At 71.9% G+C, this 23,148-nt stretch carries 26 protein-coding genes; 21 read left to right on the top strand and 5 right to left on the bottom strand.

Annotated elements, in window-relative coordinates:
* The first annotated feature begins 153 nt into the window (after positions 1-153).
* The 10 genes from HHX37_RS34270 (at position 154) to HHX37_RS34230 (ending at position 6,461) form a co-directional block, all read left to right on the top strand.
* Entirely contained in the window at positions 154-402 is a 249-nt protein-coding gene (locus tag HHX37_RS34270; protein WP_138460561.1) for a MoaD/ThiS family protein, read from the top strand.
* 143 nt (positions 403-545) lie between these two features.
* Complete coding sequence (locus HHX37_RS34265; RefSeq protein WP_182874165.1) at positions 546-1,226, top strand: DUF2993 domain-containing protein; 681 nt, start codon at positions 546-548, stop codon at positions 1,224-1,226.
* Between the two features lie 61 nt (positions 1,227-1,287).
* Positions 1,288-1,800 (top strand): sigma-70 family RNA polymerase sigma factor, encoded by a 513-nt coding sequence (locus tag HHX37_RS34260; RefSeq protein WP_244301829.1) that lies wholly within the window; start codon positions 1,288-1,290, stop codon positions 1,798-1,800.
* Positions 1,797-2,678, top strand: coding sequence for an anti-sigma factor family protein (locus HHX37_RS37415; RefSeq protein ID WP_259406958.1), 882 nt, complete (start codon positions 1,797-1,799; stop codon positions 2,676-2,678). Before HHX37_RS34260 ends, HHX37_RS37415 begins: the two co-directional genes overlap by 4 nt.
* 68 nt (positions 2,679-2,746) lie before the next feature.
* Positions 2,747-3,217, top strand: a complete 471-nt coding sequence (locus HHX37_RS34250; RefSeq protein WP_182888051.1) for a thioredoxin family protein — start codon at positions 2,747-2,749, stop codon at positions 3,215-3,217.
* Between the two features lie 32 nt (positions 3,218-3,249).
* Positions 3,250-3,333: a putative leader peptide gene (locus tag HHX37_RS38335; RefSeq protein ID WP_396777579.1), complete on the top strand. Its 84-nt coding sequence runs from the start codon at positions 3,250-3,252 to the stop codon at positions 3,331-3,333.
* A 56-nt stretch (positions 3,334-3,389) separates the two neighbouring features.
* A complete protein-coding gene (locus HHX37_RS34245) occupies positions 3,390-3,800 on the top strand; it encodes a DUF4395 domain-containing protein (protein ID WP_182888050.1) in 411 nt (136 codons plus the stop codon).
* The gene (locus tag HHX37_RS34240) at positions 3,797-4,636 is read left to right on the top strand and encodes a sulfurtransferase (RefSeq protein WP_111697715.1); all 840 of its coding nucleotides are present in this window, start codon (positions 3,797-3,799) and stop codon (positions 4,634-4,636) included. The genes HHX37_RS34245 and HHX37_RS34240 overlap by 4 nt, the downstream gene beginning before the upstream one ends.
* Positions 4,636-4,938, top strand: a complete 303-nt coding sequence (locus HHX37_RS34235; RefSeq protein WP_111697714.1) for a DUF1416 domain-containing protein — start codon at positions 4,636-4,638, stop codon at positions 4,936-4,938. Before HHX37_RS34240 ends, HHX37_RS34235 begins: the two co-directional genes overlap by 1 nt.
* Before the next feature lie 176 nt (positions 4,939-5,114).
* Positions 5,115-6,461: a hypothetical protein gene (locus tag HHX37_RS34230; RefSeq protein WP_182888049.1), complete on the top strand. Its 1,347-nt coding sequence runs from the start codon at positions 5,115-5,117 to the stop codon at positions 6,459-6,461.
* Here the strand turns inward: HHX37_RS34230 and HHX37_RS34225 are convergent.
* Genes HHX37_RS34225 through HHX37_RS34215 form a run of 3 tightly spaced genes read right to left on the bottom strand, consistent with a single transcriptional unit; the run spans position 6,415 to position 8,749 of the window.
* Complete coding sequence (locus tag HHX37_RS34225; RefSeq protein ID WP_182888048.1) at positions 6,415-7,416, bottom strand: hypothetical protein; 1,002 nt, start codon at positions 7,414-7,416, stop codon at positions 6,415-6,417. The two genes, HHX37_RS34230 and HHX37_RS34225, sit on opposite strands and share 47 nt — an antisense overlap.
* On the bottom strand, positions 7,413-8,090 hold the full coding sequence (locus HHX37_RS34220) for a DUF4352 domain-containing protein (protein ID WP_182888047.1): 678 nt from the start codon (positions 8,088-8,090) through the stop codon (positions 7,413-7,415). The genes HHX37_RS34225 and HHX37_RS34220 overlap by 4 nt, the downstream gene beginning before the upstream one ends.
* Complete coding sequence (locus tag HHX37_RS34215; RefSeq protein WP_182888046.1) at positions 8,090-8,749, bottom strand: hypothetical protein; 660 nt, start codon at positions 8,747-8,749, stop codon at positions 8,090-8,092. The genes HHX37_RS34220 and HHX37_RS34215 overlap by 1 nt, the downstream gene beginning before the upstream one ends.
* Positions 8,750-8,895: 146 nt before the next feature.
* Between HHX37_RS34215 and HHX37_RS34210 the strand changes: the two genes are divergently transcribed.
* The 4 genes from HHX37_RS34210 to HHX37_RS34195 all read left to right on the top strand — a co-directional run bounded on the left by HHX37_RS34210 (position 8,896) and on the right by HHX37_RS34195 (position 16,011).
* Positions 8,896-10,827 (top strand): hypothetical protein, encoded by a 1,932-nt coding sequence (locus tag HHX37_RS34210; protein WP_182888045.1) that lies wholly within the window; start codon positions 8,896-8,898, stop codon positions 10,825-10,827.
* A gap of 97 nt (positions 10,828-10,924) precedes the next feature.
* Complete coding sequence (locus tag HHX37_RS34205; protein ID WP_111697708.1) at positions 10,925-14,011, top strand: ATP-binding protein; 3,087 nt, start codon at positions 10,925-10,927, stop codon at positions 14,009-14,011.
* Between the two features lie 28 nt (positions 14,012-14,039).
* Positions 14,040-15,314, top strand: a complete 1,275-nt coding sequence (locus HHX37_RS34200) for a MurT ligase domain-containing protein (RefSeq protein WP_182888044.1) — start codon at positions 14,040-14,042, stop codon at positions 15,312-15,314.
* The gene (locus HHX37_RS34195) at positions 15,304-16,011 is read left to right on the top strand and encodes a type 1 glutamine amidotransferase (RefSeq protein WP_111697706.1); all 708 of its coding nucleotides are present in this window, start codon (positions 15,304-15,306) and stop codon (positions 16,009-16,011) included. Before HHX37_RS34200 ends, HHX37_RS34195 begins: the two co-directional genes overlap by 11 nt.
* Positions 16,012-16,081: 70 nt before the next feature.
* Here HHX37_RS34195 and HHX37_RS34190 read toward each other — a convergent pair whose 3' ends face one another.
* Together HHX37_RS34190 and HHX37_RS34185 are read right to left on the bottom strand one after the other, a co-directional pair.
* Positions 16,082-16,444, bottom strand: a complete 363-nt coding sequence (locus HHX37_RS34190; RefSeq protein WP_182888043.1) for a DsrE family protein — start codon at positions 16,442-16,444, stop codon at positions 16,082-16,084.
* 43 nt (positions 16,445-16,487) lie between these two features.
* A complete protein-coding gene (locus HHX37_RS34185) occupies positions 16,488-17,129 on the bottom strand; it encodes a hypothetical protein (protein WP_182888042.1) in 642 nt (213 codons plus the stop codon).
* 213 nt (positions 17,130-17,342) lie between these two features.
* Here HHX37_RS34185 and HHX37_RS34180 point away from each other — a divergent pair, with 213 nt between their 5' ends.
* From HHX37_RS34180 to HHX37_RS34150, 7 genes are all read left to right on the top strand, one after another.
* Entirely contained in the window at positions 17,343-19,448 is a 2,106-nt protein-coding gene (locus tag HHX37_RS34180; RefSeq protein ID WP_182888041.1) for a histidine kinase, read from the top strand.
* Positions 19,445-20,101, top strand: a complete 657-nt coding sequence (locus tag HHX37_RS34175) for a response regulator (RefSeq protein ID WP_138460553.1) — start codon at positions 19,445-19,447, stop codon at positions 20,099-20,101. Before HHX37_RS34180 ends, HHX37_RS34175 begins: the two co-directional genes overlap by 4 nt.
* Positions 20,102-20,165: 64 nt before the next feature.
* Positions 20,166-20,663 carry an FABP family protein gene (locus tag HHX37_RS34170; protein WP_182879566.1) on the top strand — a complete coding sequence of 166 codons (498 nt, stop codon included), beginning with the start codon at positions 20,166-20,168 and terminating at the stop codon, positions 20,661-20,663.
* 356 nt (positions 20,664-21,019) lie between these two features.
* Positions 21,020-21,430, top strand: a complete 411-nt coding sequence (locus HHX37_RS34165; RefSeq protein WP_111697701.1) for a Fur family transcriptional regulator — start codon at positions 21,020-21,022, stop codon at positions 21,428-21,430.
* A 97-nt stretch (positions 21,431-21,527) separates the two neighbouring features.
* Positions 21,528-22,361: an STAS domain-containing protein gene (locus tag HHX37_RS34160; RefSeq protein WP_182888040.1), complete on the top strand. Its 834-nt coding sequence runs from the start codon at positions 21,528-21,530 to the stop codon at positions 22,359-22,361.
* Positions 22,361-22,726, top strand: coding sequence for an STAS domain-containing protein (locus HHX37_RS34155; RefSeq protein WP_182888039.1), 366 nt, complete (start codon positions 22,361-22,363; stop codon positions 22,724-22,726). Before HHX37_RS34160 ends, HHX37_RS34155 begins: the two co-directional genes overlap by 1 nt.
* Before the next feature lie 14 nt (positions 22,727-22,740).
* The gene (locus tag HHX37_RS34150) at positions 22,741-23,124 is read left to right on the top strand and encodes an anti-sigma regulatory factor (protein ID WP_150931307.1); all 384 of its coding nucleotides are present in this window, start codon (positions 22,741-22,743) and stop codon (positions 23,122-23,124) included.
* Positions 23,125-23,148: the final 24 nt, after the last annotated feature.

The following is a 23,148-nucleotide window of genomic DNA, read 5'->3' as shown; positions in this document are numbered from 1 at the left end:
CCCACACGAACTTTGCGTCCAATCCGCGTCACCCGTGTGAACAACACGTCACGTGGTTTAAGACCGTAACGTGGCGGTGACGGAGAGCTTTCATGGAGGTGACATGATTCGGACGCCGACCGAGACGCGGCTCACGAGGGGAGCGGGCTGACCATGGCCACGGGGACGATTCGCTACTGGGCGGCGGCCAAGGAGGCCGCCGGGACGCCCGAGGAGGCCGCCGACGCGGCGACGCTGGCGGACCTGCTCGCGCGGATCGGGGGGGACCCGGCCCTGGAGCGCGTGCTGCGCCGGTCGTCCTTCCTGATCGACGGCGCCCCGGCGGGCACCCGCGACCCCGCCACGATCACGCTGCCCGAGGGATTCGTGGTAGAGGTTTTGCCCCCATTCGCCGGGGGATGAGCGGCACGTGCCTCTCCCGTCAAGCTTCACCCCTCACGGCGTCCGGAGTGGGTGTGCGTCGCTCCGGACATTGTCCGTTCTCGGGCAAATCTCGCGGGCAGGGGCACTACGCTGAATCGTACGGGCGCCTTCGGAGGAGTCGGATGCGCAAGCTGGTCGTGGCCGTGGTTATGCTCGCCATCCTGCTCGTCGTGCTCGACCGGGTGGCCGTGGTCGGCGTGCAGCGGGAGATCGCCCGCCAGATCGAGGCCCAGTACGACCTGGCGCAGCCGCCCTCGGTGCAGGTGAAGGGGCTTCCGTTCCTCACGCAGGCGTTCTCCGGCAGATACGAGGAGATCGCCATCGGCATCGGCGAGGTGGAGCGGGAGGGTGTCCAGCTCGAACGGATCGACGCCACGCTCTACGGCGTGACCGCCCCGCTCGCCGATCTCATCCAGAACGCCGCGGCCGCCAAGATCGGGGCCGACCGCGTGGTGGGGACCGTGGTCATCTCGCGCCAGACCCTGTCCGCCCACGCGCCGAAGGGCATCAAGGTCGAGGGCACCGGCGACGACAAGCTCCGCGTCTCGGGCAACGTGACCGTGCTGGGAAACCAGGTGCCGGTCACCGCCGACATGAAGATCGAAATGATCAAGGACGGGATCCGGCTCACCCCGGCGAGCGTGCGGCTCGCGGGCGCGATTCCGGTGCCGAACCCCGAGCGGCTCATCTCCTTCACGGTCCCGGTGAAGAACCTGCCGCTGAACCTGCGCATCACCCGCGTGACCTCGACCAGTGAGGGACTCGCGGTCCAGGGCACCGCGAGTGATGTCTCCTTCAAGTGACGGCCCACGTGACGATGGTCACAGTGCCGAACCGGCCGGCCGTTTCGTACGTGAAGAAGGTGTGAGTCCAGCCGGAACCGCCGACGAGGAGCTCGTACGCGCGCTTTTCGAGGATCACGCAGGGCCGTTGTACGGCTACGTACTGCGGCTGACCAGTGACCCGGGCAGGGCGGAGGACGTGGTGCAGGAGACGCTGCTTCGGGCCTGGCGCAACCCCGGGGTGCTCGAAGGACGCCCGGTGCGCGCCTGGCTGTTCACGGTCGCCCGCAACATCGTCGTCGACCAGCACCGTGCCCGCAGGTCCAGGCCGCAGGAGACGGGGGACGAGGCGCTCGCCGTGCTGCCCGCCGACGACGAGCTCGACCGCGCCGTCGAGTCGTGGGGGGTCGCGGAGGCGCTGGCCTCACTCAGGCCGGAGCACCGTGAGGTGCTCATGGAGACGTACTACCGGGGGAGATCGGTGAAGGAGGCGTCGGAGATCCTCGGCATCCCGCAGGGGACGGTCAAGTCGCGGACCTACTACGCACTCCGAGCGCTCAAACTCGCCCTGGAGGAACGGGGGCTGGCACCATGACCTGCGAGGAGGTGCGGATCTCACTCGGCGTGTACGTCCTCGGGGCGCTCGACGCCGAGGAGACCGCCGAGGTCGAGGCCCACCTGGAGACCTGCGCGGAGTGCCGGGCGGAGCTGGCCGCGCTGTCGGGGCTGCCGCCCCTGCTGGCGCTCGTGTCGGCCGAGGACGTCGAGCGCGCCGCCGCGCCGCCGCGCGCCGTGCTCGACCGGCTGGTCGCCGCGTCGGCGAAGCGGGGGCGCAGGTCCCGCGTGCTGCTGGCGCTCGCCGCGTCCGTCGTCGTCGCGGCCGTGGGCGGCACGGCCTGGCTGTCGGCGGCGCAGACGTCGTCGCAGGACACGGCGGCGGGGTCGGCCGTCGCGGCCCCGCAGTACGAGAGCAGGCTTGAGGGCGCGGCCGGCAGTGCGGCCGCCGGCGGCGCCGCCTCGGACGCCGCTTCGGACGCCGCCGCGGCCCAGGCGCCCAGAACCGGCAACGACGAGATCCCGCGAATCTTCGACGCTTCCGCCTCGCCTGTGCCCTCATCCGGCACCGTGGCGAAGAAAGCCGAGCAGCCGCCCGCGGAGGCGACCGTGACCACCTCGCCGGAGGCTCGCGGCAGCAACGGCGACATGCGGCTGACCGTACGGCTCGTGCCGCAGGAGCGCGGGACGCAGGTCGTCGCGAGGGTCGCCGGGGTGCCCGCGGGGACGGTGTGCGCGCTCCGCGTGGTCGGGAAGGACGGCACCGTCTCGGTCCTCGGCACCTGGACGGTGGAGCGCGGGGAGTACCGCGGGCCGAAGATGGTCTTCGAGGGCTCGACGGCGCTGAGCCCCGATCAGATCGCGCGTGTCGAACTCGCCGGCGCCGACGGCCGCACACTGGTCGCCGCCAGGCTCTGAGCGTCCTGTGACCTTTCCGTGACCCGGGCCGGGAATCAGCCCCGGCGTACGGAGGGTTGCAAACGGCGATGGCGGGCATCGCGACCCGGGTGGACACGCTCGTCCTGGACGTGGCCGCCGGGCCGGTTCCCGGGCGGCGCGACGGGAGGGTGCGGGCAGTGGAACACGCCCCGGCGGCGAGAGGCGATCTCGGCGCGGTCCTGGCCGCCGATCTCGGTGCCGATCTGGGCGAGCGGGCCACGCTCGTGCAGTTCTCCACCGCGTTCTGCCAGCCCTGCAGGGCGACCCGCCGGATCCTCGGCGAGGTGGCCGGCCTGGTGCCGGGCGTGCGTCACGTCGAGATCGACGCGGAGTCGCGCCTTGACCTCGTCCGGCGGTTCGAGGTGCTGCGCACCCCCACGGTGCTCGTCCTCGACGGCGCGGGAAACGTGGTCAAGAGGGCGTCGGGCCAGCCGCGCAAGGCCGACGTGATCGCCGCTCTCGGTGCCGCCGTGGATGGAACGTCTCAAAATCCGTCTCACCCGTCGGACAAGGTGTGACAGATGTCGAGACGGAAGGTACTGTCGTGGCCATGACTCCCACGACAGAGCTGCTCACGAAGCGGCGTGCGGTGGACTTCTGCCGCGTCGCGACATCGCTCTGTCGCATCGCCTGAGGGTGATTCCTGCGGCTTCGCGCCGCGTTCCAAGAATCCTTCAGGAGCGTCCCACGATGCAGATAGATTCTCGTGGCCCTCGATTCAACGCGGCTGTGACCACGTTCGTCCTCGCGGTCGTGCTGGTCACGCAGAACCCTTGGGTGCTCGCCGCACAGGCGGTCGTCTTCGCGCTCGGCGCCGCCGACGCGTCGCCGTACGGGTTCGTCTTCCGCCGGTTCGTCCGGCCGCGGTTGCGGCCGCCAGCCGAGCTGGAGGACGCGGCGCCGCCGAGATTCGCGCAGATCGTCGGCCTGGGGTTCGCGCTCGTGGGACTGATCGGATTCGCGGCGGGAATCACCGCACTGGCCTTGGGTGCGACAGCAGCGGCACTGCTGGCCGCCTTCCTCAACGCAGCGTTCGGCTTCTGCCTGGGCTGCGAAACGTACCTGCTCATCCGCCGTCTACAACCTGGGAGAATCAAATGAGCCGCTCCGCCGTTCTGGTGGACGCCGACTGGGTCGAGGCCAACCTCGACACGCCGGGTGTCGTGCTCGTCGAGGTCGACGAGGACACCAGCGCCTACGACAAGGGTCACATCCGCGGTGCCGTGAGGATCGACTGGAGGACCGACCTGCAGGACCCGGTCCGCCGCGACTTCGTCGACAAGGCCGGCTTCGAGGCCCTGCTGTCGTCCCGTGGCATCGCCAACGACGACACCGTGATCCTCTACGGTGGCAACAACAACTGGTTCGCCGCCTACGCCTACTGGTACTTCAAGGTGTACGGCCACGCGAACGTCAAGCTGCTCGACGGCGGACGCAAGAAGTGGGAGCTGGAGTCCCGCGAGCTGGTCAAGGACGCGGTCGAGCGCCCCGCCACCCAGTACACGGCGCAGGAGCCCGACAACGACATCCGCGCTTTCCGCGACGACGTCGTCGCCGCGATCGGCAAGCAGAACCTGGTCGACGTGCGCTCGCCCGACGAGTTCACCGGCAAGCTGCTCGCCCCGGCCCACCTGCCGCAGGAGCAGGCGCAGCGCGGCGGCCACGTGCCGACCGCCCGCAACATCCCGTGGTCGAAGGCGGCCAACGACGACGGCACCTTCCGCTCCGACGACGAGCTCCGCGAGCTCTACTCCGGCGCCGGTGTGGACCTCGGCAAGGACACCATCGCCTACTGCCGCATCGGCGAGCGCTCCGCGCACACCTGGTTCGTGCTGCACGAGCTGCTCGACCAGCCCAACGTCAAGAACTACGACGGTTCGTGGACCGAGTACGGCTCGCTCGTGGGCGTGCCGATCGAGCTGGGAGAGGCCCGCTGATGACCACCACACAGGGTTGCGCTGCTCCTGAGCAGACCGTCGCGCTGCCGGCCGGCATCGACCTGTCCAACCAGGCCGTGATCCAGGGCGTCGTCTCCGGCGCCGGCACGGCGTACGCCCGCCTGCTGGACCACAGCGGCGAGTTCACCGGCGAGGTCGTCGTCTCCGACGAGGGCGTCTTCCGCTTCTTCGCCGCTCCCGGCCAGTGGACCGTCCGCATCATCGCCGGCGGCGGCGTCACCAAGGACGTCGCCGTCGAGGCCAAGCTCGGCGAGGTCGTCCAGCTCTCGGTCGCCGTCTGATCCACCGCTTCACCCGAGGCCGGTGCGTTCCCGCGAACGCACCGGCCTTTCGGTTTCGGATGACCGGTCGTTCACCGACGACGGACGAGGTCTTGGGGCTGCTGCGCGACGAGTAGCGGGCTCACGCGAAGGTGATCGCGCCATAGGGGGAAGCGGGAGCCGATAACATGCGGCAGGTGTCCGGAACGTCCGCACTGCCCGCCCCCCGCAGGTTCGCCTGGATGCTGTCGCCGTACGCGTTGCCGCTGCACGCCCTGCGGATCCTCGCGAAGTGCGCGCTCCCGCTGATCATCTGGTTCTCGCTCGGACGGCTCGTCCGGTGGGGTCTGCTCCTACTGGCCGCGACCGTCTCGCACGGCTCGTGGTACCAGGCGCGGCTGGTCCTGGTGATGTTCCTGTTCACGCTCGTCGTGATGACGTCCCTCGCCACGACCGTGGGCATGCTGTACGTCGTCCGCGAGGCGCTGCTGGAGACCCGGGCCCGGCGCGCCGGCGGCGAGGCCAAGGAGAGCCTGCTGGGCGCCCTCAACCGGACCGCGCTCGTCTTCGCCGGTATCTACACGACCTGGGGATTCGTCGCAGAGGACGCCCGCGACTTCATGGGCATCGACATCATGCGGCAGCCGGACCGGTATGTGCTCGACGCGGGCAGCGGAGACGACAGCGGGGTAGCGGCCGGGCTGATCAACCTGGACCCGAAGGTCTCCCTCGCGACGATGATGGTCGCCTACGGGGTGAAGTGGTACTTCGGCCGCCGCCACGAGGCGGGGAACGGCCGTTTCTCCGGTGTGCTCGCCACCTTCGGCGAGCTGGCGTTCGCCTTCTACGGCATCAACGCGGTCGCGACGGCCGTGGGGGCGCGCTCCGACTGGATCGGTCAGCGGTCCGCCGTCGCCGCCTGGCACGACCTCATGGCCGGGGCGGAGAGCGGCATCCCGGGGTGGCAGCAGGTCTCGGAGTGGCTGGGTGAGGTCTGGCCGTACGTGATCGACGCCCTGGCCGTCCCGCTCGCGTGGCTGACGGTCGGCATCCTCGTCTACGGCGCGTACGCGGAGGACACCCAGACCACGATCAGGGGCACCCGCCTCGAACAGGCGGCGGTGCACCTGGAACGGACGCATGACTGGACGAGGCGGGCGCTGGCCAAGCTGAGCGCCGGGTGGACGGGCCGCTGGATCCCGCTGCTGAACTCCCTGCGCCTGACGGCCCGCGGGGGCGCGCCGCTGTTCGGCCTCTTCGCGCTGTGCTACGTCGGCCTGCACATCGGCGGTGACTTCCTCGGCAGGGCGGGCCGTTATCTCACCGCGAGCGAGGAGCCGTATCTCTGGTTCGCGACCGATGTGCCGATCAACTACGTGACGGATCTGGTCGTCACCCTGGTGACCATGTGCCTGATCGCCGCCACGTTCGACCTGGCCGCGACCCGGGCCCGGGCCGACGGACGGACAGGCGGCCGACCGGGCGGCCCGTCACCGGTCACCGCCGGAACCGCAGAACCTGATCGTCCTTCTCCGTCGCGCTGAAGGCGTCCTTCACGAAGTCCTTGGCCGACTGCCCGGGCACGTCCCGGTAGGTGCTCGGGCGGAGGGTGACCTCGACCTGGTCGGCCACCGAGGGCGGCACCACCCCCAGCATCTCCATCCGGTACGGCGTGCCGACCTTGTTCTCCTTGACGTCGGGCGGCGTCTCGTTGTTCAGCGTCTCGACCTGCCAGGTGCGCCCGGCCCGGTCCGTGAGCTTGACCTCCGACGGCGCCCCGTGACGAATGGCGCCCTCGGCGTCGAGCGCGGTCCTGGTGGCCACGATCTTCATCCACTGGCGGTCGGACCGCTCCGGCTTGCCGCTGGGGTCCTTGGTCTTCTCGACGGTGACCTGCCATGACACGTGCTGCACGGTCCCGGACTGGCCGGGCGGCACGACGTGGACGGTGTAGTCGGGGCGGCCGTACTTGTAGGCCTGGTAGCCGAAGAAGGAGGGGGCCGCGACGGCGAGCCCGACGGACAGCACGGTTCCGCCGATGAGCAGCCCCGTCCGCCGCCGCGCGGGCGAAGCGGACGCGTCCGTGGCGAGGTCCACGCCGGGCGGTTCCGCCGGCACGCCGTACGTGGGGGCAGCCGGCGGCATCCCGGCGGTTGGGTCCGGTGGCGCGGCGAGGGGAGGGGCCGCGGGGGGAGGCGTCGTGGGGGAGAGCACCCGGGGCGGCGGCTGCCGGTTCGTCCGCAGCGCGGGGAACGGCTGCGTCGATCTGTCCTCCCCCTCGGGCTCCGGAGGCGGCCACACGAGCTGGTCTGTCGGCGGGGCCAGCTTCCCAGGGATCGGGATGGACGGCGGCGCCGTCGGCATGGGCCGCGGCGGCAAAGCGCCGCTGTAGGTGATGTCGGAGGCGATGTCGGTGGGCTGCTCGGGAGGGGGCGCGAACCAGTCGCGGGTGTCCTGGCCGTTCCTCGGCGGGTTTCCGTCCATGGGCGTCTCGGTCATCGGCTCGGGCCCGCCAGTGTGTGGTAGTCCTCCGCCTGCGCGATCAGCCGGTCGGCGGCGGCGCCGGACAGATCCAGGTCGACCTGCGCCTCGGGCGCGTAGTTGTCGACGACCAGCGGGTTGTTGGGCGGGATGAAGACGAGGCTCGCGCCCGGCACCGCGTCCTTCGGCACCTCGAAGACGAGCGGTCCGCTCGTCCAGAATCCCGGCTGGATGTACCGGTTGAACAGGGTCAGGCTCTCGTCGACCTTGTCGGTGGGCAGGTAGCGCCGGCCGTCCCCGCTCAGGAGGAGGGGCGGGCTGAGCTTGCTCAGCTTCATCGGCTCCCGGACGCTGGTCGCGGTGACGTCGACCAGCAGGAACAGATGGCTCGTCCCCACCTTGCTCACCTTGCCGGAGTAGTCCGTCGTGTCCACGGCGTGGGCGGCGGTGACCGACACGGCCTTCACGGAGAAGCGCTTGGTCGTCACCGTCTCCCCGATGTGGCCGTTGTAGGTCAGGAAGGACGTGCGCTGCTCGAAGGGCATCGCGAAGTTCTGCTGCGCGTAGACGGCCGCCGCAGCGAGCAGGATGCCCGCCACTCCGGCGGCGAGACGCCGCCCCAGCCCGCGCCTGCGGGGCCGGCCGGCGGCGGCCCGGCGGGACGTACGGCTCTCGGCCTGGGCCAGCGCCATCAGCTGTCCTCCTTCCGCACCGGGAGGGTGATCCGCGCGGCGACCTCGGGTTGGAATGGGCCGTCGTCGTCCTCGTACTCGCCTGCGAGCATCCAGTCACGACTCTGGTTGAGCAGCCCGAGCGGCTCGTTCTCGAATTTGCCGAGGTCGAGGCTGATCTCCTCGGGTGCGGTCGCGGTGGGCTGGAGCTCGTACTTCACCACGACCGTGGTGGTGATCCCCGGATGAAGCTGCTGGCTCTCGATGCCGTAGCTCAGCACCGAGGCCCGCGGGCCGTACTCGCTCTTCATCTCGGGGCGGGTCCGCAGCAGCGAGCCGGCGAAGGAGCCGGTCTGGCGGAAGCCCTTCCCGGGTTCCGGCACGATACCGACCGAGGCGGTCTCGTCGCCCATGTTGGTGACCTTGACGACGAGTTCCAGGTAGCGCTTGGGGTCGCCGAAGCCGCCCTTCTCCGTGGTGTCGATCGCCTTGATGAACTGGGTGCGGAACTGCCCCTGGTCGATCGTGTCCCCGGGCGAGGCCGTGGGCGGCGGTTCGTCCGGAGCCTCCTTGAGGCCGCCGAAGGCGGCGGTGACGCCGATGCCCACTACGGCCAGCACAGAGGCGACCGGGACCAGCACCGGGCGTCGCCGTCGGGCGCCATTGGGGGATGACGTCATGGCAAGCGATGGTAGTACGATCACAATCGCCCCATGGGCCCCATAGGTTCCAGGCGCCGGCGGGAAATAGGTCCGAATGGCGAGAAGGCCGCCCTGACAGGGCTTCCAGATCCTACGCTGTGACCTTAGGCGGACATGGAGGGCCCGTGGGCGACCCGCACCCCGAGCATGCCCAGTTGCAGGCGGACCGGATCTACCTGGGCTGGCAGTACGCTCTGCTGTACCCCGATCCGGGGCCGCCGCCGAAGCGGCCGGCGCGCGAGGACGTCGCCGAGCCTCCCGCCGAGAACAACGACTGGGTCCACCGGGAGCGTCTGCAGAAGGACCTGCTCAACCATCCGGTACGGCTCTTCCGCACGTTCATGGCCGTGCTGGCCGCCGGGATCCTCGTCCTCGGCGTGACCGGCCTGCTCACCTGGTCATTCGTGCTGCTCGGGCTGGTCGCCGCGGGCGGTGTGGCGGCCATCTGCACCTACGCCATCCGGCAGGGCGACCGTACGGTCAACGAGCGGCTCGACGAGCGCCGCCGCAAGGCGCTGCGGGAGCAGGAGCGGCGGCAGCGGGAGATCATCACCGCCCAGGAGGAGCACGCCGCGAAGTACCGCGACTGGGCCGAGAAGAAGAACCGCTTCGACAAGCAGATCACCTGGTACGCCGTGGCGGTGCCCGACGAGATCGACCGGGTCGACGTGGCGGGCGGCACGCTGACCGGCTGGTCGGCGCTGGTCACGCTGATCGGCGCGACCCGCCTCTACAGCGGCGGCCACCTCACCGTGCTCGACCTGTCGGAGGGCGCGATCGCCAAGGACCTCATCGAGCTCGCCCGCCGGGGCGGGGACGACCCGCTGGTCTGGGTGCTCCCGGTCGACCTGCCCCGGCTCGACCTGGGGGCGACGCTCAAGCCCGAGGCGTTCGCCGACGTGCTGGCCCACGTGGTGAGCGTCAGCGAGGAGACCAGCCGGGACATCGGCTTCGACAACGCGATCCTGGAGCGCGTGCTGGAGGTCCTCGGCGAGAACGCCACGATCAGCCAGGTCACCGCCGCGCTGCGGGCGCTCGCGCAGGTGGGCGACCCGCGCGACGACATGAAGTACGGCCTGCTGACCGCCTCGCAGCTCGAACGCATCGGCACGCTGTTCGGCCGGGGCGTGGCCGACCGGGTCGTCATCGAGCGGGCCTGGGCGCTGGAGTCCCAGCTACGCAAGCTGGAGACGCTGGGCTCGGAGGCCGTACGGCTGCCGCCCGCGCGGCTGCGGGTGGTCAGCATGGACCGGCAGGCGGGCGTGTTCGGCAACCGGGTGCTCGGCACGTACGTCGCGACCGCGCTCACGCACATCCTTCGGCAGTCGCCGGCCAGCGAGCGGCCCTGGTACCACACGATCATCGTCGCGGGCGCGGACAAGCTCCGCGGCGACGTGCTCGACCGGCTCATGGACGCGTGCGAAACCTCACGCACCGGGCTCGTGCTGACCTACCGAAGCCTCACCCCGACCGTACGGGAACGGCTCGGCCGCGGGCACGCCGCCGTCGCGTTCATGCGGCTGGGCAACGCCGAGGACGCCCGGGTGGCCAGCGAGCACGTCGGCACCGAGCACCGCCTCGAACTCGCCCAGCTCACCGAGACGTTCAGCACGGCGGTCCCCTCCCCGAGCGGGTTCTACACCTCCACCGTCGGCGAGGGCCGTACGGAGGGGGAGGACATGCGGGAGGGCGACCTGCGCGAGGACATCACGGAGTCGACCGAGTGGGGCCGGCGCGCGCCCACGGTGGCCGACGGGGTCCTGCAGCGGTCGCGGGAGTTCCTGGTCGAGCCGCACCAGCTCCAGCAGCTTCCCACGACCTCCGTGATCGTCACCTACTCGACGGCGGAGGGACGCCAGGTGCGCCTGGCGGACGCGAACCCGGCGATACTCACCTTCCCGAAGACGACGCTGGGGGAGTTCGAGGAGATCCGCCGCGCCGCCCTGACGCCGCGGGAACCCGATCCCGAGCCGGAGCCGGCCGAGTCCACGCTGCCCGAGGTCCCCCCGAACCTCGGTCCGCCGCCGCCCCGCCTCGACTGGCGCAAGCGGCCATGACACGGTCCGCGGTCGGTAAGGGCATCGTCAACCGAGGTGTGCGGGCGTGATCGTTGAAGGAGTCTCTTCCCTGTTCGTCGTCGACTGAGGGGTCTCATTGCATCCGTTCCCTCTGAGCGGGCCGTGGTACCGGATCCAGGCGATCACCGCTCCCTCGCGCACTTCGTCCGCGGAGTGGGACTTCGTCACGGTGCTCCCCGCGGTCCTGTCCGCCGCGCAGCGCAACCGGCCGTTCGTCATCGGCTGGCTGTCGCGTGGGTCGGGTGCCCCGCTTGAGCTGATCACCAACGCGGGGCCGCTCACGCCGCCCAAGCCGCCGCGCCGGGCGGCCTCGGCCCCGGAGCCGCCGGTCACCGGCCCGCAGCCGCTGCTGTTCCCCGGTGGCGCGCGGGGCGTGGAGATCGGCGACGAGTGGCTGGCCGACCTCGCCGACCTCGTCTGGACGCCGTGCCCCGGCCGTCAGGCCCCGCCGCTCTACGGCAGGCGCGAGCCGGAGCCGGACGAGCCCAAGCGGCCCACGCTCTTCGAGTCGACGCTGGTCACGCTCATGTCCCGGCCGTTCGCCTGGGTGGTCGTCGCCGAGCCGACCGACCTGCTCGACGCGGAGGTCGCCCACCTGCGCACCCAGCTCAACGTGCTGCGCCAGTACGGCGACGCCTCCGAGCGGTCGCGGTTCGACGCCGAGCGGGCCGAGCGCAGGATGCAGGAGCTGGACGCGTTCCGCGAGGCAGGTCTGTGGAACGTCCGGGTGCTCGCCGGCGCGGCGGGCCCCGACGAACTGCGCCAGATCGCGCCGGTGCTGGTCGGCTCGGTGGAGATGAGCCACCACCCCTACCGGCTGCGCAGCGCGATGACGCTGCCCGCCCTGTCGGGGGACGGCGCGAGCGAGTCGGTGTACGGCTTCGCCGAGGCGCTGGCCGTCGACCTGCAGGACTCGGCCGACGGCGCGGCGGCGCCGTTCGCGGCGACGGCGGGGGCCCTCGCCGCGCTCGCCGGGCTGCCGCGCCGGGAGGTGCCGGGGGTCCGGGTGCTGGACGCCGGCTTCTTCGACGTGACGAGCGAGGCCGACGTGGAGGGCTCGGAGTCGATCGACCTCGGCGCGATCGTCGACGGGCAGGACCGCGCCGTCGGCGCGTTCCGGGTGCCGCTCGCGACGCTGAACCGGCACGCCTTCGTCACCGGCGCCACCGGCTCCGGCAAGTCCCAGACCGTACGGCACCTGCTGGAGCAGCTCACGATCGCGGGCATCCCGTGGCTGGCCATCGAACCGGCCAAGTCGGAGTACGCCGCGATGGCCGGCCGCGTCGAGCACCTCGGCCCGCTGACCGTCATCAACCCCTCGGCGCCGGACAACGTGCCGATCAGCGTCAACCCGCTCGCGCCGGAGCCCGGCTATCCCGTGCAGGCGCACATCGACATGGTCAGGGCGCTGTTCCTGGCGGCCTTCGACGCCGAGGAGCCGTTCCCGCAGATCATGTCGCTGGCGTTGCAGCGCGTCTACGAGGCCAACGGCTGGGACGTGGTGACCGGCGGCGGCATCCCGGGGGCCGCCGTGCAGCCGGCGGTGCCGACGCTGGAGCAGCTCCAGCAGCACGCGCTGGAGGTCATCCAGGAGATCGGGTACGGCAACGAGGTCCAGGCCGACGTCGAGGGCTTCATCAGCCTGCGCCTGCGCAGCCTGCGCGTCGGCAGCGCGGGCCGGTTCTTCGAGGGCGGCCACCCGGCCGACATCGGCGGCCTGCTCCAGCGCAACGTGGTGCTCGCGATCGAGGACGTCGCCAACGACGAGGACAAGGCGTTCCTCATGGGCACGCTGATCATCCGGATCGTCGAGCATCTGCGGATGCGGGCCCGTTCCGAGCCGCGGGCCGAGGACGGCGTCGGCGGCCTGCGGCACGTCATCGTGATCGAGGAGGCCCACCGGCTGCTGCGCGACCGGGGCTCCCAGCGGGCCTCCACCCACGCCGTCGAACTGCTGGCCGGGATGCTCGCCGAGATCAGGGCGTACGGCGAGGGCATCGTCGTGGCCGAGCAGATCCCGACCAAGCTCGTCTCCGACGTGGTGAAGAACACCGCGCTCAAGGTCGTGCACCGGCTCCCGGCCGAGGACGACCGCGCGCTGGTCGGCGCGGCGATGAACCTCAGCGAGGACCAGTCGCGTCAGGTCGTGTCGCTCCAGCCGGGCTTCGCCGCGGTGTTCGCCGACGGCATGGACCGCCCGCTGCGCGTCCAGGTGCCGCTGGGCGAGGACCGCGAGCGTGAGACGCTCGGCCCGGTCCCGCCGATCTGCGGCCGCCGTTCGGCCGCCTGCGGGCGCGAGTGCCGTACGGGCAAGGCCTGCACGCTGGTGGAGTTGCGCGAGGCCGACCTGCTCGCGGTGGCCCCCGAGTGGGCCTGGCTGCGGATCTGGACCGACACGGCGGTCCTGGCGTTCGTGACGAACCGGTCGCTGCCGGGCGTGCCGCGCGTGCTCGCCGACATCTGGGCGGAGCTGCCGGTCAAGCGGCGCGAGTGCCTGCTGGCCACGCTGGTCGAGCGGTCGGTGTCGCGCCGCGCCTGGTCGCTGCGCACGTGGTTCGACCCCGCGCTGCTCACCGAGAAGGCCGCCGAGGTCGCGGCCGGGCTGCTCGCGGCCGGTCAGGCGGACGGCGCGGAGGGCGAGCCGCCGATGCGCGCCGGCGAGCGGCCGGGCGCGGCCTGGGTCATCCCGCAGGTCCGCTGGCTGCACGAGGTGGACCGGCTGTTCCCCTTCGGGCATCCCGCGCCCAACCTGCGCAGCCCCGCCCCGGCGATGGAGTATCCGCTGTTCGGCACCGACCCCGCCGGCCGGCCGTACCCCCACCAGGGGGTCAACGGCGCCGAGCCCGCCGAGGGCGCGGTGGCGGTCGGCGTGCGCACGGAGCTGCTGGGCCACCGGGCCAAGGCGCTGCGCCACCACCCGCTGTCGATGGAGGTGGACCGCAACCGCGCGCTGGCCTGGCGGGTCATCCTCGGCGACGACGAGCACGAGGGCATCCAGCGGGACGTGACGACGGTCGCCATCGGCGTCGAGCCGCGGGAGCGGATCAGATACATCGCCCAGACGATGAGCGCGGGCTGGCTGGAGACCGTGCTGTCCTGGCCGCGCCGGTTCGTGCTGCCCTTCGACGGCGACACCCCCGCCGAGCTGTCCTTCGGATCGTGATTTCGGGCGGGGGCACTAGGATCTGGGCATGAGTCAGCTTCCGTTGCGGGCCCAGCTCGCCAGTGCTCTGGGCCGTACGGCCGCGACGCTGTCCAGGGCCACCGGGCGCGGCGACGGCTCGGTGATCGGCGGCAGGGTGGGCCTGATGCTGGAGCCCGACCTGCTGCGCAAGCTCGCGGCCGACCGCAAGCTCGTCCTGGTCAGCGCGACGAACGGCAAGACCACGACGACCCGTCTCATCACCTCGGCGCTGCAGGAGTTCGGCGACGTGGCGACGAACGCGTTCGGCGCCAACATGCCCGCCGGGCACGTGTCGGCGCTCGCCTCCAGCAAGGGCGCGCCGTACGGCGTGCTGGAGGTGGACGAGAAGTACCTCCCCGAGGTGCTGGACACCACCGAGGCCGGGATCGTCTGCCTCATGAACCTGAGCCGTGACCAGATGGACCGGGCGGCCGAGATCTGGCTGCTGGCCCAGAAGTGGCGCCGCGCGCTCGCGGGCCGGCCCGCCCATGTGATCGCCAACTGCGACGACCCGCTGGTCACCTGGGGCGCGTCCACCGCCGCCCGGGTGACGTGGGTGGCGGCCGGGCAGCGCTGGCGGGAGGACTCCTGGTGCTGCCCCGAGTGCGGCGGCCCGCTCGACCGGGCCGGTTTCGGCAACGGCGGGCAGAACCTGACCGCCGCCCAGCTCGCCGACACCAGCTGGGCGTGCCGCGAGTGCACCTTCCACCGTCCCGAGCCCAACTGGGTGCTCGACGGTGAGGACGTGATCGACCCCCGCGGGCAGCGCTGGCGGCTGGACCTCCAGCTTCCCGGCCAGGCGAACCGGGCGAACGCCGCCGTCGCGCTGGCGGTCGCCGAGACGCTGGGCCTCGACCCCGGCCGGGCGCTGCCCCGGCTGCGTACGGTCACCTCGGTCGCGGGCCGCTACACCACCGTCGAGCGGGAGGGCAGATCGCTGCGCCTGCTGCTGGCCAAGAACCCGGCCGGCTGGCTGGAGGCGTTCGACGTCGCCGACCCGGCGCTGCCGATCATCCTGTCGGTGAACGCGCAGGGGCCGGACGGCCGCGACACCTCCTGGCTGTGGGACGTCGACTACCGCATCCTGCGGGGCCGGCCCGTGCTGGTCACCGGCGAACGCCGCCTCGACCTCGCGCTGCGGCTGGCCGTCGCGGAGGTGCCCTTCCAGCTCTGCGAGTCGTTCGAGCAGGCGGTGGCCGTCCTCGCCCCCGGCAAGATCGACGTGATCGCCAACTACACCGCGTTCCAGCAGATCCGAGCGGAGTTCGGCCGTGCCGTCTGAATTGTCCATCGTCTGGATCTATCCCGACCTGCTCAGCACGTACGGGGACCAGGGGAATGTCCTGGTGCTGGAGCAGCGGGCCCGGGCCAGGGGGATCCCCACCCGGACCATCCACGTGCGCTCCTCGGACCCCGTGCCGCAGCAGGGCGACGTCTACCTGATCGGCGGCGGCGAGGACCGGCCGCAGATCCTCGGCGCCGAGCGGCTGCGCCGCGACGGCGGCCTGCACGCCGCGATCCAGCGGGGTGCGGCCCTGCTGGCGGTCTGCGCCGGCTACCAGATCATGGGCACGGTGTTCGGCGGCGAGGAGGGCCAGCCGGTGTCCGGCGTCGGCCTGCTCGACATCAGCTCGGGGCGCGGCGAGCGGCGCGCGGTCGGCGAACTGGCCGCCGAGGTCGACCCCGCGCTGGGGCTGCCCACGCTGACCGGGTTCGAGAACCACATGGGCGTGACCAGGCTGGGCCCGGGGGTGCGCCCGCTGTCCAGGACGGTCGTCGGCACCGGCAACGGTGACGGCACGGAGGGCTGCTACGCGGGCCGGATCATCGGCACCTACCTGCACGGCCCGGCGCTCGCCCGCAACCCCGCGCTGGCCGACCTGCTGCTGAGCTGGGTGACCGGGCCGCTGCCCGCGATCGACGACGGCTGGTACCAGGCGCTGCGCGACGAGCGCCTGCGCGCGGTGCTGCCCGCCTGACCCGCCCGCGCCTCCGGTCCCCGAGAAATCGGGGGCCGGCGGCCGATCGCCGGGCGGGCCCGGAGCGGGATCAGTAGACGATCGCCTGCACGCCCTCGCCCAGGACCTCCTCGACGAACGTGGGGGCTCCCGCGATGCGGACCCCGTCGATGACGTCGTCCACCGTGATGCCCCTGCGGGCGGCGCACTGCGTGCACAGCGTGACCCTGCCCGCGGCGAGGACGGCCGCGAGCAGGTCCTCCAGCGGCGCGGCCTCGGCCAGGGTGAACTCCTTGGCCCGCCCCGGCAGGGCGAACCAGGAGGATTCGCCGGTCAGCCACAGCGAGACCGGGACACCGCTCGCCAGCGCCGCCGCCGCGACCGTGAAGGCCTGGTTGCAGCGCTCCGGGGCGTCCGCCCCGGCCGTCACCTTGATCACCAAAGATCGTGCCATAACGGAAGCCTAGTCCGCCGGGCCCCCGTGCGTTCTCCGCCACTCACTTCTCGCCGCGCACCAGGTCGGGACGGAACGCGAGGACGAGCCCGAGAGTGGTGTACCCCACCAGCAGGTGGGCCGCGCCGACGACGTTGGACACCGAGGTGCCGAAGATCGCCAGGGTCGGGAGGGTCACGACCACCCAGCTCTCGGCGACGAGCGGCCACAGGCGGGCCGCCCCGCGCCACCGGCCGGTGATGGCGATCTTGACACCGAGCACGAACATGCCCAGCATCGACAGCGGCCAGAACGCGTCGAGGATCCCGAGCCAGACCGTGTCACGCGCGGCCGGGAAGAGCCCGTGGACGAGGCTCCACACCATGGCCAGGCCCAGCAGCACCCGCTCAGCATGCACCATGCCGCGCGCCACGCGGCTCACGCCGGTCGCACCGGTGCGGAGCATGATCGTGAGAAGGCACTGGGCGCCGATCTGGAACGCCAGGCCGGCCAGGTCGGTGATCATGAGGCCCGGGTCGCCCGCGACGTCGAAGCCGTAGACGAAGCTGACGGCCGACCAGGTCAGCGCGCCGGTGGAGAGGCCCAGGGCCAGCCGGCGCACCGTCGAGTCGGCGAGCCCTCCGGTGGGAGTGGCGGTGGGGGCGGCGGGGTCCGTGTGCGCCGGGACGTGGGAGGTGCTGGTCATCGGGCTTCCTTCGATTCGGGGGTGGAGCCGCGGTGAGGATCACCGCGGCGACGGGGACGATCCTGCTGAACCACCGCCCCGGGCCGTCAGGGTGCGGCGTCCCGATTCCGGGCCCGTCTCGTGTCCCAGGACGGACGGGACGCGCGTCCTAGGGACATCCCGTTCCGCCTGCGGCACACTGCTCTGGTGCGGTTTGTGATGGTTCGTCGGCCTGTGCGCCTGAACGTCGCCGGGCTCGCGTTCCTCGTGGTCGCGATGGCCGCGGCGGTGGCGGCGGCGCTGATCGGCCTGCGGGTGCCGCAGGCCCATCGGGTCCTGCTCGACCTGCCTCCGGCGGGTCCCGACGCGATGGCGGGCGTCGCGCTGGCCACCGCCGGCGCGGCGGTGCTCACCCGGCACGCGCGCCATCCCCTGGGCCGGCTCATGGCGGTCTTCGGCGCCTGGTGGGCGGTGGACGACGCGGCCGCCTCGTGGCTCGCCTACGCAACTCTGCACCACCCCGCACTGCCGGGCGGGTCGGCGGCCTTCTTCGTCTACCAGCGGCTCGGCGCGGGACTGTTGCTGCTGCTGCCGCTGGTGCTGCTGCTCTACCCCGACGGGAAGATGCCCACGGGCTGGTGGCGCGGGGTCACGCTGGTCAGCCTGGCGCTGACGAGCCTGCTCCCGCTGGTCCTGGTCGCGGTGCCGTCCGCCATCGCGCAGGCGATCACGGACTCCCGGCCGATCCCCGCGCCGCTGACCGCCCTCGACCTCGATCCGCTGTACGTCCCGCTGCCGGACGCCGTCTGGAGCGGCGTGCTCCTGGTGGCCCAGCTGTGCATCCCGCTCAGCCTCCTCGCGCCGTTCGTCGTGGTGGTGCGGCGCTACCGGAGGTCGGCCGGCGTCGGCCGGGCGCGCATGCGCTGGCTGCTGTGGGCGGCCGTGGCCGACCTGCTGGTCATGCTGACCATCCGGCTGCTGCCGAACGACTTCGGCACCGCCGGTCTCGACATCGCCCTGGTCCTCACGGCCGGATCGGTCGCGGTCGGGATCGTCCGGCCGGACCTCGTCGACATCGACCGGCTGCTCGGCGGGACCGTGGTCTATGGCGCCCTGCTCGCCCTGACCGTCCTGCTCGACCTGCTGGTCCTCGGCGGCGCTGGCCGCCTGCTCGGGCCGCGCCTGAACGAGGGGGAACGCCTGGTCATCGCCGTCTTCGCGGTCGCCATCCTGTACGCGCAGCTACGGCACCGGCTGTGGCGGCTGGTGCGGCGCTGGGTCGTGGGCGAACGGGACGATCCCTACCGCGTGATGTCCGGGCTCGCCGAGCGGCTGGAGCGGGCCGACGACTCGGGGACGCAGCTTCTCACGCTGGCGCGGACGGTGGCGCGGGCCTTCCGGTCGCCGTACGTCGGCGTGGAGATCACGCAGGTCAGCGGTGAACGGCTGCTGGTCGAGGACGGCGAGCGTCCCGCCGGGACGCGCGCCCTGCCCATCACCTACCGCGGCGAGGAGATCGGCCGGTTGCTGCTGCCCCGCCAGGCGCCCTCCCGCACCCGGCTCTCGTCGGACGACGAGCGCCTGCTGGCCGACCTGATCCGGCAGGCCGCCGCGGCCGCCCGCGCCGTACGCCTCGCCGAGGAGTTGCAGGGCGGCCGCGAGCGCCTGGTCGCGGCGGTGGAGGACGAACGCCGCCGCCTGCGCCGCGAGTTGCACGACGGTCTCGGGCCGGCCCTGGCCGCGGTCGCCTCCCGCGTCGACACCGCGCGGATCACCGCCCGCCGCTCGCCCGAGGAGGCGGACCGGATCCTCGGCCTGGCCCGGCAGGAGCTCACCGGGATGCTCACCGAGGTGCGGCGCCTGGTGCACGGCCTGCGGCCGCCCGCGCTCGACGACGTCGGGCTGGTCGGGGCGATCCGGCAGCAGGCGGAGCGGCTGCGGGCCCCGGGGCTCGCCGTCCGGGTCGAGGAGCACGGCGACCTGTCCGACCTCCCGGCGGCGGTCGAGGTGGCGGCGTACCGGATCGCGTCCGAGGCCCTCACCAACGTGGTCCGGCACGCGGGGGCCGGCGAGTGCGTGATCACGCTCACCCGCGACGGCGAGGCGGGGTGCCTCGACGTCGTGACGACCGACGACGGCGTCGGCCTCGGCGACGGAGTGGTGAGCGGCGTGGGCCTCGTCTCCCTGCGCGAACGGGCCGCCGAACTCGGCGGGTCGTGCAGCGTGACCTCCGCCGGGTTCGGCGGCACGCGGGTGTGGGCGCGGCTGCCCATCGGACCGCCCGCCACGAGGCGCGAGGCCGTGACGCGAGCGGTGACGACGGAAGAGGTGGGGATATGACGGGACAGCGCCCGGTGACGGTGCTCGTGGTGGACGACCACCCGGTGTTCCGCGAGGGCTTCGCGGCCCTGCTGGGCAGCATCGACGAGGTCGAGGTCGTCGGGACCGCCGCGACCGGCGCCGAGGCCGTCGAGCAGGCGGCCCGGCACGAGCCCGACGTCGTGGTCATGGACGTCTCGATGCCCGGCATGGACGGGATCGAGGCCACCCGCCACATCCTGCGGGAGCGGCCGGAGACCGGTGTCGTGGTGCTGACCATGTCCGAGGAGGACGGCACGATCTTCGAGGCGCTCCGCGCCGGAGCGCGCGGCTACCTGCTCAAGGGCGCGGAACCCGAGGAGGTGGTGCGCGCGATCACCACCGTGGCCGGCGGCGGCGTGGTGTTCGGGGCGGTCCTCGCCGGGCGGATCACCGACTTCCTGGCCCCCAGGCCGCAGAGCGGCGCCGCCACGGCGTTCCCCGGCCTGACCGCCCGTGAACACGAGGTGCTCGACCTGGTGGCCGCCGGGCTGTCGAACGGCGAGATCGCCGCGCGGCTGTTCCTGTCCCAGAAGACCGTGCGCAACCACGTGCACGCGGTGCTCGGCAAGATCCAGGCGGCCGACCGGGCGGAGGCGATCATCCGGGGGCGGGACGCCGGCCTCGGCCGCTGAGGCCCCGCGGCCGGGCTGTGCGGTTCTGTCGGGAGGGCCGTCCACCGCCTCTAAGCTCGTCTCCATGGACGTACACCCCGACCTTGAGCCGATCGCCTTCCTCCTGGGCCGCTGGGAGGGGGCCGGCGTGATCGGCTATCCCACCATGGAGAGCGCCAACTTCGGCCAGGAAGTCGTGTTCGGGCACAACGGGAAGCCGTTCCTGAGCTACCGGAGCCGTAGCTGGCTGCTCGACGCCGAGGGCAACAAGGTCAGACCGCTGTCCACCGAGGCGGGCTTCTGGCGCATCCAGCCCGGACGCCAGATCGAGGTGTGCCTCGCGCATCCCACCGGCATCGTCGAGATCTACGTGGGGGAGGTCGTCTTCCACAAGATCGAGCTGCGTACGGACGTGGTCGCGCGCACCACGACGGCCAAGGAGTACAACGCGGGCCACCGGCTGTACGGCCTGGTGAACGGCAACCTCATGTACGCCTACGACATGGCGGCCGTGGGGCACCCCCTGCAGTCGCACGCCTCCGCGGAGCTCAGGAGGACCGGCGACTTCGACGAGCAGGGCTGACGAGAGCGGGAGCGGGGGAAAAGAAAGAACCCCGGGCGCGCTCCGCGTCCTGGGGAGGCGGGCCGGCTGGACCATGACCGAGGACGTTCGTCCGCGGCCGCCGGCTGCCCGGGGTTCCGGTGTCTGTCGAGGATTCGCCGGGACGTCGTACGACATCCAGACGGAGGGTCCAGATGGACGAGTCCTAGCGGACAGCCACCTCGCTAGCCCAATAATGATCAACCATTGTTTGGACCACCTCCCTTCTGCGTGCCTTCAAGTTATGCGAGCGATCCGCGAAGGGGCAAGCGGATTATCGGCCGCCCCCCGGGGCGTGGCGGAGGCCGGTTTCCGCGCCACGACCTAAACTTCTGGTCATGGCCGAGACTTGGCACGAGGAGCTGCGGGCCCGCGGCTACCGGATCACCCCCCAGCGCCAGCTCGTGCTGGAAGCGGTCACCGAGCTGGGGCACGCCACGCCGGAGGACATCTGCGCCCGGGTGCAGCGGACGGCCAGAGGGGTCAACATCTCGACCGTCTACCGGACCCTCGAACTGCTGGAGGAGCTCGGGCTCGTCACCCACACCCACCTGGGGCACGGCGCTCCGACCTATCACCTCGCCTCGGAGGCCGATCACGTCCACCTCGTCTGCCGGGGCTGCGGCGAGGTCACCGAGGTGGCCCCCCCGCTCGTGGACGGCCTCGTCTCGGCCCTCGACGCGGAGCTGGGCTTCGCGACCGACGTGCGCCACCTCACCGTCTTCGGCACCTGCCGCAAGTGCCGCTGACCTTCCGGTATGCCGGTAATGTCCCAGTTGTGGGCGGTGGTATGTCCTTCTGACGGTAGCGTTGCGGTGAGACACCTTGCCGTCGTCAGGAGTACACGTGACCGTTCCTGCGGACGCCGCCCGGCGGCGCATCGTTGAGATATTCACTTCCCAGGAGGAGCCGCTGCTGCGGCGGTGGAGCCAGATCTCCGGCGCGCCGATCGACGAACTCCGGGATCTGCACCAGGCGTTGCGCACGGCCCTCACCGGCGACGGCGACCTCGCCGACGTACGCGGCCTGCTCGGCGAGCTCTCCCGCTCCCGCGCCCGGCAGGGCTACACCCCCTCCGACACCGCCCGGGTCGTGTTCTCGCTCAAGGAGGCGGTGTACGAACAGGTCGAGGCCGACGGGCAGACCGAGGCGCTGCGCGGCTTCGCCTGGCTGTCGCGGCTGATCGACGACCTGGGGCTGTTCACCTTCGAGACCTACTCCGCCGCCCGCGAGAAGATCATCATCGACCAGGCCGAGCAGCTTCTCGAACTCTCGACCCCTGTCGTGAAGCTGTGGGAGGGGATCGTCGCGGTGCCGCTGGTCGGCACGCTCGACTCCGCCCGTACGCAGGTGGTGATGGAGAAGCTGCTGCAGACGCTGGTGGACACCGGCTCGGAGCACGCGGTGATCGACATCACCGGCGTGCCCGCGGTGGACACCGAGGTCGCGCAGCACCTGCTCAAGACCGTCGTCGCGGCCCGGCTGATGGGCGCGGAGTGCGTGATCTCCGGCATCCGCCCGCAGATCGCGCACACCATCGTCACGCTGGGCATCGAGTTCGGCGACATCGTGACGAAGGCGTCGCTCGCCGACGCGCTGGCGTACACGCTGACGCGCAGCGGTGTGCAGGTCAAGGGCGCCGCGACCACCCGGGTCGCGGTCAGGGCGGAGCGCGACTGATGGAGCGTGTGCCGATCCTCAAGCTCGGCGACATCCTGATCGTCTCCATCCAGATCGACCTGGACGACCAGAGCGTGCTCTCCCTCCAGGAGGACCTGGCCGAGACGGTGGTGTCCACCGGAGCACGCGGGGTGATCATCGACATCACCGCCGTGGAGATCGTCGACTCGTTCATCGGCCGGATGCTGTCCACCATCGCCGCGATGACGCGCATGCTCGACGCGGAGACCGTGGTGGTCGGGATGCGGCCCGCCGTGGCGATCACGCTGGTGGAACTGGGACTGTCGCTCGGCGGCGTGCGCACGGCCCTCAACCTCGAAAAGGGAGTCGTGATGCTGGAGCACGCGAGGAGCGCCGAGGGGTGAGCGGGCCGCAGGAGATGCCCATCGCCACCAACGGTGACGTCGTACTGGTACGCCAGAAGGTCAGGAGCGTGGCGGCCGAGATCGGGCTCTCCCTGGTCGACCAAACCAAGATTGTGACCGCCGCCAGCGAGCTGGCCAGGAACGTCCTGGTGCACGCCGGCGGCGGGCGGGTGGAGGTCGAGAAGGTCTCCACCGGGCTGCGGCCCGGCCTGCGGCTGGTCTTCTCCGACGAGGGCCCCGGCATTTCCGACATCGCGCAGGCGATGACCGACGGATTCACCACCGGGGGCGGTCTCGGGCTCGGCCTGAGCGGGTCGCGGCGGCTCGTCGACGAGTTCGACCTGGTCTCCGCCCCAGGTGAGGGCACCCGCATCACGGTGACCAAGTGGTCCCGTTGAGCGGCCCTGCCGAGCCGCCCGGTG

Origin of the sequence: Microbispora sp. H10885, assembly GCF_014161415.1 — a bacterium.
In the GTDB taxonomy this organism is placed as follows: Bacteria; Actinomycetota; Actinomycetes; order Streptosporangiales; family Streptosporangiaceae; genus Microbispora; species Microbispora triticiradicis.
The sequence above is the reverse complement of the archived record's forward strand: the minus strand, read 5'-3'. Positions and strand labels throughout refer to the sequence as shown.